This window comes from Kluyvera sp. EC_51 (assembly GCF_019584505.1).
Lineage (GTDB): Bacteria > Pseudomonadota > Gammaproteobacteria > Enterobacterales > Enterobacteriaceae > Kluyvera > Kluyvera sichuanensis.
Genome location: NZ_VDAG01000027.1, coordinates 50,669 through 67,236, shown reverse-complemented (window position 1 = coordinate 67,236; position 16,568 = coordinate 50,669). Strand labels below are relative to the sequence as shown.

Annotated in this window: 14 protein-coding genes and 5 tRNA genes; all 19 read left to right on the top strand. The window is 56.3% G+C overall.

All coding sequences use genetic code 11. The features are described 5' to 3' along the window. Nucleotides 1-49 precede the first annotated feature (49 nt). The 19 genes from wecA to FHC49_RS07670 all read left to right on the top strand — a co-directional run bounded on the left by wecA (nt 50) and on the right by FHC49_RS07670 (nt 16,536). Complete coding sequence (gene wecA, locus FHC49_RS07760) at nt 50-1,153, top strand: UDP-N-acetylglucosamine--undecaprenyl-phosphate N-acetylglucosaminephosphotransferase (protein WP_220439457.1); 1,104 nt, start codon at nt 50-52, stop codon at nt 1,151-1,153. 13 nt (nt 1,154-1,166) lie between these two features. Beyond that, nucleotides 1,167-2,213 carry an ECA polysaccharide chain length modulation protein gene (wzzE, locus tag FHC49_RS07755; protein WP_185669609.1) on the top strand — a complete coding sequence of 349 codons (1,047 nt, stop codon included), beginning with the start codon at nt 1,167-1,169 and terminating at the stop codon, nt 2,211-2,213. A 57-nt stretch (nt 2,214-2,270) separates the two neighbouring features. Then, nucleotides 2,271-3,401 carry a non-hydrolyzing UDP-N-acetylglucosamine 2-epimerase gene (wecB, locus tag FHC49_RS07750; RefSeq protein ID WP_220439456.1) on the top strand — a complete coding sequence of 377 codons (1,131 nt, stop codon included), beginning with the start codon at nt 2,271-2,273 and terminating at the stop codon, nt 3,399-3,401. Further along, on the top strand, nt 3,398-4,660 hold the full coding sequence (wecC, locus tag FHC49_RS07745; protein ID WP_220439455.1) for a UDP-N-acetyl-D-mannosamine dehydrogenase: 1,263 nt from the start codon (nt 3,398-3,400) through the stop codon (nt 4,658-4,660). The genes wecB and wecC overlap by 4 nt, the downstream gene beginning before the upstream one ends. Beyond that, complete coding sequence (gene rffG, locus FHC49_RS07740) at nt 4,657-5,724, top strand: dTDP-glucose 4,6-dehydratase (protein ID WP_220439454.1); 1,068 nt, start codon at nt 4,657-4,659, stop codon at nt 5,722-5,724. Before wecC ends, rffG begins: the two co-directional genes overlap by 4 nt. 21 nt (nt 5,725-5,745) lie before the next feature. Next, nucleotides 5,746-6,627 (top strand): glucose-1-phosphate thymidylyltransferase RfbA, encoded by an 882-nt coding sequence (gene rfbA / locus FHC49_RS07735; protein ID WP_220439453.1) that lies wholly within the window; start codon nt 5,746-5,748, stop codon nt 6,625-6,627. Continuing rightward, nucleotides 6,605-7,279 (top strand): dTDP-4-amino-4,6-dideoxy-D-galactose acyltransferase, encoded by a 675-nt coding sequence (rffC, locus tag FHC49_RS07730; RefSeq protein WP_220439452.1) that lies wholly within the window; start codon nt 6,605-6,607, stop codon nt 7,277-7,279. Before rfbA ends, rffC begins: the two co-directional genes overlap by 23 nt. A gap of 4 nt (nt 7,280-7,283) precedes the next feature. Beyond that, the gene (gene rffA / locus FHC49_RS07725; protein ID WP_185669603.1) at nt 7,284-8,414 is read left to right on the top strand and encodes a dTDP-4-amino-4,6-dideoxygalactose transaminase; all 1,131 of its coding nucleotides are present in this window, start codon (nt 7,284-7,286) and stop codon (nt 8,412-8,414) included. Between the two features lies 1 nt (nt 8,415). Beyond that, a complete protein-coding gene (wzxE, locus tag FHC49_RS07720; protein WP_220439451.1) occupies nt 8,416-9,666 on the top strand; it encodes a lipid III flippase WzxE in 1,251 nt (416 codons plus the stop codon). After that, a complete protein-coding gene (locus FHC49_RS07715; RefSeq protein WP_220439450.1) occupies nt 9,663-10,742 on the top strand; it encodes a TDP-N-acetylfucosamine:lipid II N-acetylfucosaminyltransferase in 1,080 nt (359 codons plus the stop codon). Before wzxE ends, FHC49_RS07715 begins: the two co-directional genes overlap by 4 nt. Then, nucleotides 10,739-12,097, top strand: a complete 1,359-nt coding sequence (wzyE, locus tag FHC49_RS07710) for an ECA oligosaccharide polymerase (protein WP_185669600.1) — start codon at nt 10,739-10,741, stop codon at nt 12,095-12,097. Before FHC49_RS07715 ends, wzyE begins: the two co-directional genes overlap by 4 nt. Beyond that, nucleotides 12,090-12,830, top strand: a complete 741-nt coding sequence (gene wecG / locus FHC49_RS07705) for a lipopolysaccharide N-acetylmannosaminouronosyltransferase (RefSeq protein ID WP_220439449.1) — start codon at nt 12,090-12,092, stop codon at nt 12,828-12,830. Before wzyE ends, wecG begins: the two co-directional genes overlap by 8 nt. A 232-nt stretch (nt 12,831-13,062) precedes the next feature. After that, nucleotides 13,063-14,448, top strand: a complete 1,386-nt coding sequence (locus FHC49_RS07700) for an amino acid permease (protein ID WP_185669598.1) — start codon at nt 13,063-13,065, stop codon at nt 14,446-14,448. A gap of 102 nt (nt 14,449-14,550) precedes the next feature. Then, nucleotides 14,551-14,627: transfer RNA gene (locus FHC49_RS07695), tRNA-Arg, on the top strand. A gap of 55 nt (nt 14,628-14,682) precedes the next feature. Beyond that, a tRNA-His gene (locus tag FHC49_RS07690) sits at nt 14,683-14,758 on the top strand. Between the two features lie 23 nt (nt 14,759-14,781). After that, a tRNA-Leu gene (locus FHC49_RS07685) sits at nt 14,782-14,867 on the top strand. Between the two features lie 44 nt (nt 14,868-14,911). Continuing rightward, nucleotides 14,912-14,988 (top strand) — tRNA-Pro (locus FHC49_RS07680). Between the two features lie 90 nt (nt 14,989-15,078). Continuing rightward, nucleotides 15,079-15,155 (top strand) — tRNA-Pro (locus tag FHC49_RS07675). A 145-nt stretch (nt 15,156-15,300) separates the two neighbouring features. Beyond that, nucleotides 15,301-16,536, top strand: a complete 1,236-nt coding sequence (locus FHC49_RS07670; protein WP_220439448.1) for an anaerobic sulfatase maturase — start codon at nt 15,301-15,303, stop codon at nt 16,534-16,536. Nucleotides 16,537-16,568: the final 32 nt, after the last annotated feature.

The window sequence follows — 16,568 nt, the reverse complement described above, 5'->3', positions numbered from 1 at the left end:
GCTATCGTGGGTATACTTTCGCTATTAATATTCGCAGCGAGTATAAATTGTGAGTTTACTGACCGTCGGTACTGACCTGATCAGTATTTTCTTGTTCACCACCGTATTCCTGTTTTTTGCCCGCAAAGCGGCAAAATGGGTCGGTTTGGTGGATAAACCAAACTTTCGTAAACGTCACCAGGGGCTTATCCCGCTTGTTGGCGGCATCTCTGTCTATGCAGGGATCTGCCTCACTTTCGCGATTGCCAATTACTATATCCCACACGCTTCCCTGTACCTTGCTTGTGCCGGTGTTCTGGTGCTAGTGGGGGCTCTGGATGACCGTTACGACATCAGCGTCAAAATTCGTGCCACCGTTCAGGCAGCAATAGGCATCGTCATGATGACGGCGGCTCACCTGCATTTGCAAAGTCTGGGCTACATATTCGGTTCGTGGGAACTGGTGTTGGGGCCGTTTGGTTACTTCCTGACCCTCTTTGCGGTGTGGGCGATGATTAACGCCTTCAATATGGTTGATGGTATTGACGGTCTGCTTGGCGGTCTGTCGAGTGTCAGCTTTGCCGCTATTGGCCTGATCCTGTGGTTTGACGGCCAGACGAGCCTCGCCATGTGGTGCTTCGCGATGATTGCCGCCATCCTGCCTTATATCATGCTGAACCTGGGCGTGCTGGGCCGCCGTTACAAAGTCTTTATGGGCGACGCCGGCAGTACGCTGATTGGTTTTACCGTTATCTGGATCCTGCTGGAAACCACTCAGGGAACGCACCATCCGATAAGTCCGGTTACGGCGCTGTGGATTGTGGCGATTCCGTTGATGGACATGGTTGCCATCATGTATCGTCGTTTACGCAAAGGGATGAGCCCGTTCTCTCCTGACCGCCAGCATATTCACCATCTCATTATGCGCGCGGGCTTCACCTCGCGTCAGGCGCTGGTGCTGATTACCCTCGCCGCTGCGCTGTTGGCAGCCATTGGTGTTGTCGCAGAATACACTCGCGTGGTGCCTGAGTGGGTCATGCTGATACTGTTCCTGCTGGCCTTTGGCCTCTACGGTTACTGCATCAAGCGGGCCTGGAAAGTGGCGCGCTTTATTAAGCGCATGAAGCGCAGAATGCGTCGGAACAGCGACAACAATCCAAAATTAACCAAGTAAAACTGGGGTAGTAATGACACAACCATTACCGGAAGCACAGTTGGCTAGTGCTGAGAATGAACTGGATATTCGCGGCCTGTTTCGCGCGTTGTGGTCAGGAAAACACTGGATTATTGGCTTTGCGGTGCTGTTTGCCGCCGTGGTGCTGATTTATACCTTTTTTGCCCGGCAGGAGTGGAGCGCCACGGCAATCACCGACCGGCCGACCGTAAACATGCTGGGTGGCTACTATTCGCAGCAGCAGTTCCTGCGCAATCTGGATGTGAAGGTCAACCCGACTAGCGCCACGCCGCCTTCGGTGATGGATGAAGTCTACAAAGAGTTCGTTATGCAACTGGCTTCCTGGGATACCCGTCGTGATTTCTGGCTGCAGACGGATTACTACAAGCAGCGGATGGTGGGTAACTCGCGCGCCGATGCTGCGTTGCTCGATGACCTGATTGACGATATTCAGTTTATCCCTGGCGATGCGCAGAAAAGCGTCAGCGACAGCGTGAAGCTGACGGCGGAAACGGCACCGGACGCGAATAATTTGCTGCGTCAGTACGTGGCTTTCGCCAGCCAGCGGGCTGCGGGGCACCTGAATGACGAACTGAAAGGCGCCTGGGCCGCCCGCACCATTCAGGTGAAGGCGCAGGTAAAACGTCAGGAAGAGGTCGCGCAGGCGATTTTCAACCGCCGTCTGCACAGCATTGAAGCCGCGCTGAAAATCGCGCAGCAGCACAATATTAATCGCAGCGAAACCGACGTGCCGTCCGATGAGTTGCCGGACTCTGAGCTCTCTCTGCTTGGCCGCCCGATGCTGCAGGCGCGTCTGGAGAATCTTCAGGCCGTAGGTCCGACGTTTGACCTTGATTACGATCAGGGGAGGGCTATGCTAACGACCCTCAACGTAGGCCCGACGCTGGCGCCAAGTTTCCAGACATATCGGTATTTGCGCACGCCGGAGGAACCGGTAAAACGCACTAGCCCACGTCGTGTATTCCTGATGGTCATGTGGGGCATTGTCGGCGCATTGGTTGGTGCTGGGGTAGCGCTGGCGCGTCGTCGCACGCAGTAAATACCCATCAATTGATGAAGGGCGATGGGCCTGTTTCATCTATAGAAGAGAATCGATGTGAAAGTACTGACTGTATTTGGCACACGCCCGGAGGCGATCAAAATGGCGCCTCTGGTCCACGCGCTAGCAAAGGATCCTCATTTTGAGGCGAAGGTCTGCGTCACCGCGCAGCATAGGGAAATGCTTGATCAGGTGCTAAGCCTCTTCTCCATCGTTCCGGATTATGATCTCAACATCATGAGCCCAGGACAGGGTTTAACGGAAATTACCTGCCGAATTCTGCAGGGGTTAAAGCCCGTTCTGGAGTCGTTTAAACCCGACGTCGTGCTGGTGCATGGTGATACGACCACGACTGCAGCCGCGAGCCTGGCGGCCTTCTATCAGCGTATCCCCGTAGGGCACGTTGAGGCAGGCCTGCGTACAGGTGATCTCTATTCACCGTGGCCGGAAGAGGCCAACCGGACGCTGACCGGGCATCTGGCGATGTATCACTTCGCACCAACCGAAAACTCACGACAGAACCTGCTGCGAGAAAATCTGTCAGGTAAGCGGATTTTTGTTACCGGCAATACGGTGATTGATGCGCTGTTCTGGGTACGCGATCGGGTGATGAACGATAAGGCGCTGAATGCAGATCTCTCCCAACGTTACCCTTTCCTGAGCCAGGGAAAGAAGATGATCCTGGTCACCGGGCATCGTCGGGAGAGCTTTGGTCAGGGCTTTGAACAAATTTGCCACGCGCTGGCGGAAATCGCTGCGAACAACCCGGACGTACAGATTGTCTACCCAGTGCACTTGAATCCGAATGTCAGCGAGCCGGTTAATCGTATTCTGGGGCATATCGATAACATCATGCTGATTGAGCCGCAGGAGTACCTGCCGTTCGTCTGGCTGATGAACCATGCCTGGCTTATCCTGACCGACTCTGGCGGTATTCAGGAAGAAGCGCCGTCGCTGGGTAAACCGGTGCTGGTGATGCGCGAAACCACCGAACGCCCGGAAGCCATTGATGCCGAGACGGTACGTCTGGTGGGCACCGATAGCCAACGCATCGTGGATGAAGTCACGCGACTACTGCGTGACGAAGATGAATATCAAAGGATGAGCCGGGCCCATAACCCATATGGGGATGGCCGGGCATGCGAACGTATATTGTCAGCATTAAAAAATAATCAGGTAACGCTATGAGTTTCTCAACCCTCTCGGTGATCGGTCTGGGCTATATTGGCCTTCCAACTGCGGCGGCGTTTGCTTCGCGGCAAAAACAGGTGGTGGGTGTAGACATTAATCAGCATGCGGTCGATACCATCAACCGCGGCGAGATTCATATTGTTGAGCCCGATCTCGACAGGGTGGTGAAAACGGCGGTGTCCGCCGGTTATTTACGCGCCACCACCACGCCGGAAGCGGCAGATGCCTATTTGATTGCCGTGCCAACGCCGTTCAAGGGCGACCATGAGCCGGATATGGTTTACGTCGAAGCGGCAGCGCGCTCTATTGCGCCGGTGCTGAAGAAAGGGGCGCTGGTGATCCTCGAATCCACCTCACCGGTGGGCGCAACCGAGCTGATGGCCGGTTGGCTGGCCGAGATGCGTCCGGACCTGACCTTCCCGCAGCAGGCGGGTGAGCAGGCGGACATCAATATCGCCTATTGCCCGGAGCGCGTGCTGCCAGGGCAGGTGATGGTGGAACTGATTAAAAACGATCGCGTGATTGGCGGAATGACGCCGGTATGCTCCGCGCGTGCCAGTGAACTCTATAACATCTTCCTCGAAGGTGAATGCGTGGTGACTAACGCCCGTACCGCCGAGATGTGCAAACTGACGGAAAACAGCTTCCGCGATGTGAACATCGCCTTTGCCAACGAACTGTCATTTATCTGCGCCGATCAGGGGATTAACGTCTGGGAGTTGATTCGTCTGGCGAACCGCCATCCGCGCGTCAATATTCTCCAGCCGGGTCCAGGCGTCGGTGGGCACTGTATTGCCGTCGACCCGTGGTTTATCGTGGCGCAAAACCCGGATCAGGCGCGTCTGATTCGCACCGCGCGCGAGGTTAACGACCATAAACCGTTCTGGGTTATCGACAAGGTGAAGGCTAACGTCGCCGACTGTCTGGCGGCCAGCGATAAGCGCGCCAGCGAGCTGAAAATTGCCTGCTTTGGCCTGGCGTTTAAGCCAAACATCGACGACCTGCGCGAAAGCCCGGCGATGGAAATTGCACAGCTGATTGCCCAATGGCACAGCGGCGAAACGCTGGTAGTGGAACCCAATATTCATCAGTTGCCGAAAAAGCTCGACGGGCTGTGCTCTCTGGTCTCGCTTGAAACCGCGCTCGCCAGCGCTGACGTGATTGTGATGTTGGTCGATCACAGCCAGTTTAAAGCTATCAGCGGTGACGCGATTGCTCAACAGTACGTGGTTGATACCAAAGGAGTCTGGCGTTGAAACGCATTCTGGTAACCGGTGGCGCAGGCTTCATCGGTTCGGCGGTCGTCCGCCATATTATCAACCACACCTCTGACAGCGTCGTCGTTGTGGACAAACTAACCTACGCCGGTAACCTGGCGTCGCTGGCACCGGTGGCACAAGACCCGCGCTTTGCATTCGAGAAGGTGGATATCTGCGATCGCGCAGAGCTGGACCGCGTGTTTGCGCAGTATCGCCCGGATGTGGTGATGCACCTGGCGGCCGAGAGCCACGTTGACCGTTCTATTGATGGCCCGGCGGCGTTTATCGAAACCAATATCGTCGGCACCTACACGCTGCTGGAGGCCGCTCGCGCCTGGTGGTTTGCGTTGGATGACGACGGTAAAGCGGCGTTCCGCTTCCACCATATTTCAACCGATGAAGTGTACGGCGACCTGCATTCGGTGGATGACTTCTTCACTGAAACCACCCCGTATGCGCCAAGCAGCCCTTACTCTGCATCTAAAGCTAGCAGCGACCATCTGGTTCGTGCCTGGCTGCGTACCTACGGCTTGCCTACGCTTATCACCAACTGTTCAAATAACTACGGCCCGTACCATTTCCCGGAGAAGCTGATTCCGTTGACCATTCTCAACGCGCTGGCCGGGAAACCGCTGCCGGTGTACGGCAATGGTCAGCAGATCCGCGACTGGCTCTACGTTGACGATCACGCCCGTGCGCTCTACCTCGTTGCCACCGAAGGCGGCATCGGGGAGACCTACAATATCGGCGGTCATAACGAGCGTAAAAATCTCGATGTGGTCGAGACTATCTGCGCCCTGCTTGAAGAGCTGGTGCCGGAAAAGCCGCAGGGCATCGCGCATTATCATGACCTGATTACGTTTGTCGCCGACCGTCCTGGCCACGATTTACGTTACGCTATCGATGCGGCGAAAATCGCCCGCGACCTGGGCTGGACCCCAGAAGAGACCTTTGAAAGTGGGATGCGTAAAACGGTCCAGTGGTACCTCGCCAACGAAAGCTGGTGGAAGCAGGTACAGGATGGTAGCTATCAGGGTGAACGTCTGGGTCTGAAGGGGTAATCACCCCAGAGGAGGAAAGCAATGAAAGGTATTATTCTTGCTGGCGGATCGGGCACGCGCCTGCATCCGATCACCCGCGGCGTGTCAAAACAGCTGCTGCCGATTTACGACAAACCGATGATCTACTACCCGCTGTCGGTGCTGATGCTGGCGGGAATCCGTGAAATCCTGATCATCACCACGCCGGAAGACAAAAGTTACTTCCAGCGCTTGCTGGGCGACGGCAGTGAATTTGGTATTTTGCTGCAGTATGCTGAGCAGCCAAGCCCGGACGGCCTGGCGCAGGCGTTTATCATTGGCGAAGCTTTCCTCAACGGCGAGCCGTCATGCCTGGTGCTGGGCGACAATATCTTCTTCGGCCAGGGCTTTAGCCCGAAGCTGCGCAACGTGGCGGCGCGTACCGAAGGGGCGACGGTGTTTGGTTATCAGGTGATGGACCCGGAACGCTTTGGCGTGGTGGAGTTTGACGATAACTTCCACGCGCTGTCGCTGGAAGAAAAACCGAAACAGCCTAAATCCAACTGGGCGGTGACCGGCCTCTATTTCTACGACAGTAAGGTGGTGGAGTACGCAAAGCGCGTGAAGCCTTCCGAGCGCGGCGAGCTGGAGATCACCTCCATCAACCAGATGTATCTGGACGACGGCAAGCTGACCGTTGAACTGCTGGGCCGCGGTTTTGCCTGGCTTGATACCGGCACGCACGACAGCCTGATTGAGGCGAGCATGTTTGTGCAGACGGTGGAAAAACGTCAGGGCTTTAAGATTGCCTGCCTGGAAGAGATAGCCTGGCGCAACGGCTGGCTCGACGACGACGGCGTTAAGCGCGCCGCCGCGCAGCTGTCGAAAACCGGCTACGGCCAGTATCTGCTGGAGCTGCTTCGTGCTCGTCCGCGCCAGTATTGATCCCCTGACGTGGGAAAACCAATTCTTCGGTGTGAACAGCGCCATTGTTCGCATTGCCGACGATGCGCCGCAGCTGACCGCTGAACGACTAGCGGGATGGGCGCGGGTGCAGGCGAAAATCGCCGCACATCAGGTGGAACATCTTGATGCGCTCCAGCAGTTGGGTTTCCGGTTGGTCGAGGGGGAAGTTGACCTGGCGTTGCCGGTGACTGCGGGTGGAACCACGCTGGCACAGGTTGCCACTGATGATGATATCCCCGCGCTGCGAAGCCTTGCCGCTCAGGCTTTTGCCCAAAGCCGTTTTCGCGCGCCGTGGTATGCGCCGGAGGCGAGCGGTCGTTTCTATGCACAGTGGATTGAAAACGCGGTAAAAGGCACCTTTGATAACCAGTGCCTGGTGTTTCGCGATGAACGCGGGGCGATTCGCGCCTTTGTCTCCTTAAGAGAATTAAACGCCTGTGACGTGAGAATCGGCCTGCTGGCCGGGCGCGGTGCGGGTGCAGAACTGATGCAGGCGGCGGTGTGCTGGGCGCATACCCGCGGTCTTTCGACGCTACGGGTGGCGACGCAAGCCGGCAATACCGCAGCACTTCAACGCTATATTCATAGCGGCGCTAACGTGGTTAGCACCGCGTACTGGCTATACAGGTGACTCCATGATTCCATTTAACGCCCCACCGGTAGTGGGTACTGAACTCGATTACATGCAATCCGCGATGGGCAGCGGGAAACTGTGCGGTGACGGCGGCTTTACCCGTCGCTGCCAGCAGTGGATGGAACAGCGCTTCGGTAGCGCCAAGGTGCTGCTGACCCCGTCCTGTACCGCGTCGCTGGAAATGGCGGCGATCCTGCTGGATATCCAGCCGGGCGACGAAGTGATTATGCCGAGCTACACCTTTGTCTCCACCGCCAACGCCTTCGTGCTGCGCGGCGCGAAGATTGTGTTTGTCGACGTGCATAAAGAGACCATGAATATCGATGAGACGCTGATTGAAGCGGCCATCACCGACAAAACCCGCGCCATCGTGCCGGTGCACTACGCGGGCGTGGCCTGTGAGATGGACACCATCATGGCGCTGGCGAAAAAATACAATCTGTTCGTGGTGGAAGATGCCGCGCAGGGTGTGATGTCGACCTACAAGGGCCGCGCGCTGGGCTCCATCGGCCACATCGGCTGCTTTAGCTTCCATGAGACCAAGAACTACACTGCTGGCGGTGAAGGCGGCGCGACGCTGATTAACGATCGCGCGCTGGTGGAACGCGCGGAAATTATCCGTGAGAAAGGCACCAACCGCAGCCAGTTCTTCCGTGGCCTGGTGGATAAATACACCTGGCGCGATATCGGTTCCAGCTACCTGATGTCTGACCTGCAGGCTGCCTATCTTTGGGCACAACTGGAAGCCGCCGAACGGATCAATAAACAGCGTTTATCCCTGTGGCAAACCTACTATGACGCGCTGCTGCCGCTGGCAAACGCCGGGCGTATCGACCTGCCGGTGATCCCGGAAAACTGCGGCCATAACGCGCATATGTTCTATATCAAACTGCGCGACGTAGAAGATCGCAGCGCGCTGATTAGCTGGCTGAAAGAGGCGGAAATCCTCGCGGTGTTCCACTACATTCCGCTGCACTCCTGCCCAGCGGGCGAGAAGTTTGGCGAGTTCCACGGCCAAGACCGTTTCACTACGCAAGAAAGTGAGCGTTTACTTCGCTTGCCACTGTTCTATAACCTGTCGCCGGTTGACCAGCGCACGGTCATTAATACCCTGCTGAGCTACTTCGCCTGATATGTCACTGGCAAAAGCTTCGGTGTGGACCGCCGCGTCCACGCTGGTAAAGATTGGCGTTGGGCTGCTGGTGGTCAAGCTGCTGGCGGTATCATTTGGTCCTTCAGGGGTGGGTCAGGCGGGTAACTTTCGCCAGCTGGTGACTGTACTTGGCGTGCTTGCCGGGGCGGGAATCTTTAACGGGGTGACGAAGCTGGTCGCCCAGCATCACGATGACCCGGCGCGACTGCGCCAGGTGGTGGGCACCTCGTCAGCGATGGTGCTCGGCTTCTCCACGCTGTTGGCGGTGATTTTTTTGCTCGCGGCGGCACCGATAAGCCAGGGGCTGTTTGGCCATACTCACTATCAGGGGCTGGTGCGACTCGTCGCGCTGGTGCAGTTAGGTATCGCCTGGGCTAACCTGCTGTTGGCGCTGATGAAAGGCTTCCGTGACGCGGCGGGCAATGCGCTGTCGCTGATTGCCGGTAGCCTTATTGGCGTGGTGGCTTACTACGCTTGCTACCACTTTGGCGGCTATCAGGGCGCGTTGCTGGGGCTGGCGCTGGTACCGGCGCTGATCGTGATTCCTGCGGCGGTCATGCTTAGCAAGCGCGGCGTCATTCCCTGGGGCTATCTCAAACCGCAGTGGGACCGTTTGCTGGCAGGTCAACTGGGTAAATTTACCCTGATGGCGGTGATTACCTCGGTCACCATGCCCGTGGCCTACGTGATGATGCGAAACCTAATGGCGGAGCACTACAGCTGGGATGAGGTAGGGATCTGGCAAGGCGTGAGCAGTATCTCCGATGCTTACCTACAATTTATTACCGCCTCGTTTAGCGTCTATCTGTTACCTACGCTTTCGCGGTTAACTGCCAAGCAGGATATTGGTCGCGAAATTGGCCGCTCGCTGAAGTTTGTGGTGCCGGCGGTGGCGGCGGCAAGCCTGACCGTCTGGCTGCTGCGCGATTTTGCTATCTGGCTGCTGTTTTCATCGAAATTTGTCGCCATGCGCGACCTGTTCGCCTGGCAACTGGTGGGTGATGTACTGAAAGTAGGCGCTTACGTTTATGGCTATTTAGTGATCGCCAAAGCCTCGCTGCGTTTCTATATTCTGGCCGAACTGAGCCAGTTTACGCTGCTGACGGTGTTCTCCCACTGGCTCATCCCGGCGCACGGCGCATTGGGGGCAGCGCAGGCCTATATGGCGACCTATATTGTCTATTTCACGCTGTGTAGCGGCGTATTTTTAATTTGGCGTAAACGGCAATGACCGAACTGATACATATCCTGGGATCGGATATCCCTCATCATAACCAGACGGTGCTACGGTTTTTTGCCGATGAGCTGGCCGCAGAGTCCGCGCACGCCCGTCAATTTATGGTGGTAAGCGGTGATGAGAGCCTGGTGAAGGCATTTCCTTCGCTGGAGATAGACCGCTATAACGATAAATCCGCGCTGGCAAAGGCGGTGGTGGCAAAAGCGAAGGCCAACCGGCAGCAGCGCTTTTTCTTCCACGGTCAGTTTAATACCGGTATCTGGCTGGCGCTGCTCAGCGGCGGCCTGAAGCCATCGCAGGCGAGCTGGCATATCTGGGGGGCGGATCTGTATGAAGTCTCCCGCGGCCTGAAGTTCCGTCTGTTTTATCCGCTGCGCCGCATGGCACAGGGGCGTGTGGGCCGTGTCTTCGCAACCCGTGGCGACCTCAGCTATTTTTCTGCCCGTCACCCGCAGGTGCCCGGCGAGCTGCTTTACTTCCCAACGCGAATGGACCCTTCGCTGAATGGGCTGGCAGACGCCGCGCCGCGCGACGGCAAGCTGACGGTACTGGTGGGTAACTCCGGCGATCGTAGCAATGAACATGTTGCGGCATTGAAGGCCGTGCATCAGCAGTTTGGCGATACGGTTAACGTCATTGTGCCGATGGGCTACCCGGCGAACAACGCGGCCTATATTGCGGAAGTAAACGAAGCCGCGCTGTCGCTATTCAGCGCCGAAAATGTGCAGATTCTTCGTGAAAAGCTGGAGTTTGATGCCTATCTTGCGCTGTTGCGCCGCTGCGATTTGGGCTATTTTATTTTTGCGCGCCAGCAAGGTATCGGCACGCTCTGTTTGCTGATTCAGGCGGGGATCCCCTGCGTACTCAACCGGCAGAACCCGTTCTGGCAGGATATGGCCGAGCAGCATATTCCGGTGTTATTCACCGACGATGCGCTGACCGTCCCGGTGGTGCGTGAAGCGCAGCGTCAGCTGGCGCTGGTGGATAAAAACGCCATCGCCTTTTTCAAACCTAACTATCTGGCGCCGTGGCATCGGGCGCTGCAACTGGCGGCGGGGGAAGCGGTATGAGCGAAATGCAGTTTACCGGGCTGCTTGCCGTCTGGCTGTTGTCGACGTTGTTTATTGGCACCCTGACCTGGTTTGAGTTTCGCCGTGTTCGCTTTAATTTCAACGTTTTCTTCTCGTTGCTGTTCCTGCTGACCTTCTTCTTCGGCTTCCCGCTGACCTGTACGCTGGTGTTCCGCTTTGGCGTCGGCGTGTCGCCGCCGGACGTGCTGCTGCAAACGTTGCTGATCTCGGTCTGCTTCTATGCGGTCTACTACGTAACCTACAAAACGCGTCTGCGGCCTGCGCAGACCAACGTTGCGCGGCGACCGTTGTTTACCATGAATCGCGTTGAAACGAACATCACCTGGATTTTGCTGATGGTGATCGCGCTGTTTACGGTCGGCACCTTCTTCATGCATAACGGTTTTCTGCTGTTTAAGCTGCGCTCCTACAGCCAGATTTTCTCCAGTGAAGTCTCTGGCGTGGCGCTTAAGCGCTTCTTCTACTTCTTTATTCCGGCAATGCTGGTGGTCTATTTCCTCAATCCGAGCTGGAAGCGGTGGATAGGCTTTTTGATCGCGACGACGGCCTTTGGCCTGCTGACCTACGCGATTGTCGGCGGTACTCGCGCCAACATCATTATCGCCTTCGCCATCTTCCTGTTTATCGGCATCATTCGCGGCTGGATTTCGCTGTGGATGCTGGTGGCTGCCGGGGTGATGGGGATTGTTGGCATGTTCTGGCTGGCGCTGAAGCGCTACGGCATGAATGTTAGCGGCGATGAAGCGTTTTATACCTTCCTCTATCTGACGCGTGATACCTTCTCGCCATGGGAAAACCTGGCGTTGTTGCTACAGAACTACGACAAGATTGACTTCCAGGGGCTGGCGCCGATGGTGCGCGACTTCTACGTCTTTATCCCAAGCTGGATGTGGCCATCGCGGCCAAGCATCGTGCTGAACACCGCCAACTACTTTACCTGGGAAGTGCTGAACAACCATTCCGGGCTGGCTATCTCTCCGACGCTTATCGGTTCACTGGTGGTGATGGGCGGTATGTGGTTTGTGCCACTGGGCGCGGTGGCGGTGGGTCTGATTATTAAATGGTTCGACTGGCTGTATATGCTGGGCAATCGGGAAACCAACCGCTATAAATCGGCGATTCTGCACAGTTTCTGTTTTGGCGCGATCTTCAATATGATCGTGCTGGCGCGTGAAGGGCTGGACTCCTTCGGCTCTCGCGTCGTCTTTTTCATGGTTATCTTTGGGGTGTGCTTGCTGGTGGCAAAACTGCTGTACTGGTTGTTTGAAAGCGCGGGGCTGATTCATCAGCGGCTAAAACGTCCCTCGCACGTTGGAGAGGGACAAAATGGCTGACTCATTAACCGCGCCGACTTATACCCTGCGTGGGCTGAAGCTTATCGGCTGGCGCAACATGCAGCATGCGCTGGACTATCTGTACGCGGACGGCAATCTGAAGCAGGGCACGCTGGTGGCGATTAACGCTGAAAAGATGCTGACGCTGGAAGATAACGCCGAGGTGCGGGAACTGATTAACGCGGCGGAATTTAAGTACGCCGACGGTATTTCCGTGGTGCGCTCTGTCCGCAAGAAATATCCCGAAGCTAACGTTTCGCGCGTAGCGGGAGCAGATCTTTGGGAAGCTCTGATGGCGCGCGCCGGGGCAGAGGGCACGCCGGTGTTCCTCGTGGGTGGTAAGCCTGAGGTGATGGCGGAAACGGTGGAGAAGCTGCGCAAACAGTGGAACGTGAATCTGGTCGGCACCCAGGATGGTTATTTTACGCCGGAAGCGCGGCCGGCGCTGTTCGAGCGTATTCGTGAGAGTGGGGCCAAAATCGTTACCGTGGCGATGGGCTCACCGAAGCAGGAAATCCTGATGCGCGATTGCCGGCAGGTTTACCCCGACGCGCTCTATATGGGCGTGGGTGGCACCTATGATGTCTTTACCGGCCACGTGAAGCGTGCGCCGAAGGTGTGGCAGAACCTGGGGCTGGAGTGGCTTTACCGCCTGCTATCCCAACCAAGCCGAATTAAACGCCAGCTTCGTCTGCTGCGCTATTTACGCTGGCACTACACCAATAATCTCTGAATTTCCTGCGCGTTACCCGTGATGCATCACGCAGAATATGCGTGATGCATTCACAACTCCGATACTTTATTCCTCATTTCTATTTGCCATTTCAGCCAAATTGTTAAACCATTCGCCTGCCCTGACGATATCTACGTATTTTCTACGGCGGTATCCGTATCCGACAGACATCTATTTTTCTATAAAAAATAAAACCGGCATCGACCGGACAAATGCAAACACAAGAGGATCTATGGCAGAGAATAAACCGGAGCTCCAGCGCGGTCTGGAAGCCCGTCATATCGAATTAATTGCCCTTGGGGGCACCATTGGCGTGGGCCTATTTATGGGTGCGGCAAGCACCCTGAAGTGGGCCGGGCCGTCGGTGCTGCTGGCCTATATTCTGGCCGGGGTATTTGTCTTCTTCATTATGCGCTCGATGGGTGAAATGCTGTTTCTCGAGCCGGTAACCGGTTCGTTCGCCGTCTACGCGCACCGTTATATGAGCCCGTTCTTCGGCTATCTCACCGCCTGGTCATACTGGTTTATGTGGATGGCGGTGGGGATCTCGGAGATTACCGCGATAGGGGTTTACGTCCAGTTTTGGTTCCCGGATATGGTGCAGTGGATACCGGCGCTGATTGCCGTGGGGCTGGTCGCGCTGGCAAACCTGGCGGCGGTGCGCCTGTACGGTGAAATTGAGTTCTGGTTCGCGATGATTAAGGTCACGACCATTATCGTGATGATTGTCATCGGCCTCGGCGTCATTTTCTTTGGCTTCGGTAACGGCGGCACCTCTATTGGTTTTAGCAACCTGACCGAGCACGGCGGTTTCTTCGCCGGCGGCTGGAAAGGCTTCCTGACGGCGCTCTGCATCGTCGTGGCATCCTATCAGGGCGTTGAGCTTATCGGCATGACCGCCGGTGAAGCGAAAAACCCGCAGGTGACCCTGCGCAGCGCGGTAGGCAAAGTGCTGTGGCGTATCCTGATTTTCTACGTGGGCGCGATTTTCGTTATCGTCACCATCTTCCCGTGGAATGAAATTGGTACCAACGGCAGCCCATTTGTCCTGACCTTCGCTAAAATCGGGATCACCGCGGCGGCGGGTATTATCAACTTCGTGGTACTGACGGCGGCGCTCTCCGGCTGTAACAGCGGCATGTACAGCTGTGGCCGTATGCTCTACGCGCTGGCGAAAAACCGTCAGCTGCCGTCGGCGATGGCGAAAGTGACCAAAAGCGGTGTTCCGGCGGCGGGCGTTAGCGTATCGATTGTTATCCTGCTGATTGGCTCCTGCCTGAACTACATCATTCCTAACCCGCAGCGCGTGTTCGTCTATGTCTATAGTGCAAGCGTACTGCCAGGCATGGTGCCGTGGTTTGTGATTCTGATTAGCCAGCTGCGCTTCCGTCGAGCACATAAAGAAGCGATTGCCAGCCATCCGTTCCGCTCAATTATGTTCCCGTGGGCCAACTATCTGACCATGGCGTTCCTGATTTGCGTGCTGATCGGTATGGGATTCAACGATGACACCCGGATGTCGCTGTTTGTTGGCGTGATCTTCCTGGCCCTTGTGACGCTGGTTTATAAGGTTTTTGGCATGAGCCAGGGCGCGGAAGTGCAAGATTTGCAGAAATAAGCGACAAAACGCGCAAAGCATGAGCAAACGATAATTTTCTTTTAAAAGGCACTAGACAGCGGGGGAGGAAGTCCGTATTATCCGACCCCGCAACGGCGCTAAGCGCCCGTAGCTCAGCTGGATAGAGCGCTGCCCTCCGGAGGCAGAGGTCTCAGGTTCGAATCCTGTCGGGCGCACCATTTACCCGGTGCTGGAGCTGCGGTGGTTTTAAAAGACCGCGTAAGGTTTGCAGTGGTGGCTATAGCTCAGTTGGTAGAGCCCTGGATTGTGATTCCAGTTGTCGTGGGTTCGAATCCCATTAGCCACCCCATTATTTGATAGAGTTGTGAAATTGCGAAGGTGGCGGAATTGGTAGACGCGCTAGCTTCAGGTGTTAGTGTCCTTAGGATGTGGGGGTTCGAGTCCCCCCCCTCGCACCACGACTTTATAATGAATTGAATTAATAATTCAAAAAGCAGTACATCGGCGAGTAGCGCAGCTTGGTAGCGCAACTGGTTTGGGACCAGTGGGTCGGAGGTTCGAATCCTCTCTCGCCGACCAATTTTAGACCCTGCAGAGCAGGGTTTTTTATTCAAGACTTAACGTCATGAATAAAAACCGAATTGAACGATAATTCAAAAAGCAGTATTTCGGCGAGTAGCGCAGCTTGGTAGCGCAACTGGTTTGGGACCAGTGGGTCGGAGGTTCGAATCCTCTCTCGCCGACCAATTTTGAACCCCGCTTCGGCGGGGTTTTTTGTTTTCTGCAATCCTGCTCACGCCCCGTCGCAATAAACGCCGCTCTCTTCTTTCTACGTAGCTGTACTATTCCCCCTTCCACAATGGACGACGTTTTACTCAGGAAGGAGTGAATATGCTGCAACAGGTTCCGACGCGTGCGTTTCACGCGATGGCGAAACCGAGCGGTTCAGCGTGTAACCTGAACTGCACCTACTGTTTCTATCTCGAAAAACACGCGCTTTATCCCCTTCAGCCTACGACGCAAATGGACGATGCCACGCTTGAAGCCTACGTGCGCCACTATATTGCGGCCAGCGAGCCTCAGGATGAAGTCGTCTTCACCTGGCAGGGCGGAGAGCCTACGCTGCTGGGGCTGGATTTCTATCGCCGCGTGGTGGCGCTGCAGCACACTTACGGCGCGGGGCGGCGGATTAGCAATAGCTTCCAGACCAACGGCGTGCTGCTGGATGACGAGTGGTGCGCGTTTCTGGCTCAGCACCATTTTCTGGTTGGGCTTTCGCTGGACGGCCCGGCGGAAATTCACAATCTCTACCGGGTGACGAAAGGTGGGCGGCCCACGCATAAGCTGGTGATGCGCGCGCTGAACCTGCTACAAAAGCACGGTGTTGAGTACAACGTGCTGGCCTGCGTGAATCGGCAGAGCGCGTGCGAGCCGCAGCGGGTTTACGACTTTTTGCGCGATGCAGGCGTCACCTTCATTCAGTTTCTGCCGGTGGTTGAACGTCTTGCCGACGATACCGCCGCCCGGGCTGGTCTATCGCTGCATGCTCCCGGTGAGATGAAAGGTTCTCTCACGCCGTGGTCTGTTCGTCCTGAAGCATATGGCGACTTCCTGATTGCGGTATTCGATCGCTGGCGTCAGCGCGATGTCGGCCGCGTTTTTGTGATGAACATTGAATGGGCGTTCGCAAGCTTTGTCGGTGCGCCCGGCGCGGTTTGCCACCATCAGCCGACCTGCGGGCGTTCGCTGGCGATAGAGCATAACGGCGATGTTTATGCCTGCGATCACTACGTGTACCCGGAATACCGCCGAGGTAATTTGCATCACGATACTTTCGCGAGCATGGTGGACTCGTCGGTACAGGTTGAATTCGGCAGGGAGAAATACAGCACATTGCCAACACAGTGCCGCGAGTGTGCCGTGCTGAAAGCCTGCTGGGGAGGCTGCCCGAAGCACCGCTTTATGCCGACCGCATCCGGCGAACCAGGGCTTAACTATCTTTGCGCCGGGTTCCAGCGCTATTTTGGCTATCTGCCGTCTTACCTGAAAGCGATGGCCGACCTGCTGGCGAATGGCCGCCCGGTGAGCGACATCATGAAGGTGCATCTGGTGAGGGCAAAGCAGTAGGGTGATAAAAAGCCCGCTCCCGGATGGAGGCG